Here is a 3,065-nt window from a genome sequence, read left to right as displayed (position 1 = left end):
TAGTTCATGGAAATCATGATGATGAAACAGTTAATAATACATTGTTAGAATTTAAATTCCAATGGGATAAATCAACTCCCCTAACAGTTAACTGGATCAAATCTTATCAACAAATCTATCAATTACAAAAGCTAAATGAAAAACAAGTTCCATTATCAATTAAACCTAATAAAATGCAAATAGAAGAATTAAATAATTTAGCTAAGTTAAGAAAACATCAAAATAAAGCCCTACTAATTTCCGCTACGGGAACTGGTAAAACTTATTTAAGTGCCCTTGATGTCAAAAACACTAATCCTAAAAGAATGTTATTTGTTGTTCATCGTGAAAATATTGCTTTAGCAGCCAAAAACTCTTTTAGTAATATAATTAAAAATCATAGTTTAGGAATTTTTACCGGAAATACTAAAGATCTAGATGCTGATTATCTTTTTGCAACCATTCAAACAATTCATAAAAAAGAATATCGCCAAATGTTTAAACCCGATAGTTTTGATTATATTATCATTGATGAAGTTCATCGTTCTGGCAGTAAAACTTATCAAGAATTAATCGATTATTTTAAACCAAAATTTCTGCTTGGAATGTCAGCTACCCCGGAAAGAAGTGATGATTTTGATATCTTTAAGATGTTTGATTACAATATTGCTTATGAAATCCGTCTGCAACAGGCAATGGAATTTGATTTACTTTGCCCTTTTCATTATTATGGAATTAGTGATCTATATGTTGATGGTAATTTAATTAATGATAAAAGTAAATTCAATAATCTAATTACTAATGATCGTGTTGATCATATTATTAAATATATTAATCTTTATGGCTATTGTGGAAATCAAGTCTGTGGCTTGATCTTTTGCTCACGTAAAGATGAAGCTAAAACATTATCTAACTTATTTAATTTACGTGGTTATCGAACTGTTGCTTTAACTGGCGATAATAGTGAAACAACCAGACAAAAAATGATTGAAAAGTTAGAAAATGGTGATCTTGACTATATTTTTACAGTTGATATTTTCAATGAAGGAATTGATATTCCTAAAGTTAATCAAGTTGTTATGTTACGTCCTAGCCAATCTGCAATTATTTTTATCCAGCAGTTAGGCAGAGGTCTTCGTAAACATCCAACTAAGGATTATGTAGTAATTATTGATTTTATTGGTAATTATGAAAATAACTTTTTGGTTCCGATTGCTTTAAGTGGTGATTATAGTTATAACAAAGATTCTTTAAGAAGATTTATTAGTGAAAGTAATTTAATGATTTCCGGCTGTTCAACAATTAACTTTGATTTAATTTCACGGCAACGAATTTATGAAGCTATTGATAAAACTAATTTTAATGATTTAAAAATCATTAAAAACAGTTATCAGTCACTAAAACAAAAACTTGGTAAAATACCTAGTTTAAGTGATTTTGACCAATATGAATCAATTGATCCATTAAGAATATTTCAAAATAAAAACCTTGGTTCCTATCATCAATTCCTAAAAAAATACGAACCCGAATATACCGTCAAATTCAACCCATTACAAGAAAAATATCTCGAATATGTAAGTAATAAATTAGCTGCCGGTAAACGAATTCATGAAATTCTTGCAATCAAGCTATGTATTGAAAATACTAAAAACATTATTTTAACTTTAAAACAACAATTAAAAGAAAAATATCATATCACTTATCAAGAAGTAAATTACTTAACCATCATTAATCAATTAAAACAGCAATTTGCTACTGGTGGTGCTAAAGTCACCTACCAGGATGCTAAATTCATTGATGATGATCTAAATTTACATCCGCAATTAGCTAAATTACTAAAAGACAAAGAATTTAAACACCAATTATTAGAAGTAATTGATTTTGCTATTACACGTTATCAAAAACATTATGCTAATCATTATGAAGATACTGATTTTTGTTTATATCAAAAATATACTTATGAAGATGTCTGTCGTTTATTAAATTGGGAAGTTAATGCTGTTCCATTAAATATTGGCGGTTATAAATATGATCAAAGAACTAATACCATGCCCGTATTTATTAATCATGACCATGATGCTAGTCATGGCGGTAAATATCAGCATCGTTTTGTTGATAATAGTACTCTGATTTGTTTTTCAAAACCAAATCGCAGTATAAACTCTGATGAAATCCAAAGAATTTATCATCAAAGTGAAAATCATTTACAAATTCATTTATTCGTCCGTAAAAATAAAAACGATACTACTTCTAAAGAATTTTATTATATGGGAAAAATGAATATTACCGGTAATCCAATCAACATGCAACTTCCTGATAATAAAAATTCGGCTATCCAGTTTACTTATAAACTGAAAACCGAAATAAAAAAAGAATTATTTGAATATCTAACCAATACTGATTAAGATTGGTTAGATATAATTATTTTATAAAGATATTGCTGCATAGAAACCATTACTAACAATTTATCTGCATTTTCATATTTATATTTAAAACTATATTAACTTAGCTCTTTTAAAAAACCACTATTTACTATTATTTTTGACTATTGCACAATAAACCTATTAGAATTATACAATCATAAACGTTGCATTTTTCTATATAGGTTTATTATAATTATTTTATTAATATCGTAATAAATTTACAATGTGATATCGGTTTAATTACTATACTATTATCAACAACATCTATTTTTTCAATCTTTTCTTCCTTTAAATTAGTATAATATGCTTCACTTATATCAAAATTAAAAGCTAGTTTATCACCAATATCCTGATGATCTTTACCATTAAACAGACGAATTATATATCCTTCACCATCTTCACTTTTTTTGATTGCACTAACAACTAAGTTATTTTCACTTTCAAATAATGAATTAGTAATTGGTAAAATTTGTTTTACATCTTCTTGGGCAAAAATCAATCTACCATTTAAGAAATCAGCATATTCATATACTTCAATTGGGGTATTATATTCTTTTGCAAGAACATCAATATTTGAATCGTTAATATTACAATTAAAAGTTGTAAATCCTAATTTAAAATCCATTTCTTTTAATAACTGGGGAGCTGGAGTTGCAATGATTC

2 protein-coding genes are annotated in these 3,065 nt (G+C 26.9%); one reads left to right on the top strand and one right to left on the bottom strand.

Going from position 1 to position 3,065, the window contains the following annotated elements:
- On the top strand, positions 1–2,384 hold a 2,384-nt coding region (locus J7M77_RS13805), incomplete at its 5' end, for a DUF3427 domain-containing protein (protein ID WP_296879580.1).
- Between the two features lie 211 nt (positions 2,385–2,595).
- Here J7M77_RS13805 and J7M77_RS13800 read toward each other — a convergent pair.
- On the bottom strand, positions 2,596–3,065 hold a 470-nt coding region (locus J7M77_RS13800), incomplete at its 5' end, for a glycosyl hydrolase-related protein (RefSeq protein ID WP_296879578.1).

It is taken from the genome of Thomasclavelia sp. (assembly GCF_017889095.1).
GTDB lineage: Bacteria > Bacillota_I > Bacilli_A > Erysipelotrichales > Coprobacillaceae > Thomasclavelia.
This window is presented reverse-complemented; position numbering and strand designations above follow the sequence as displayed.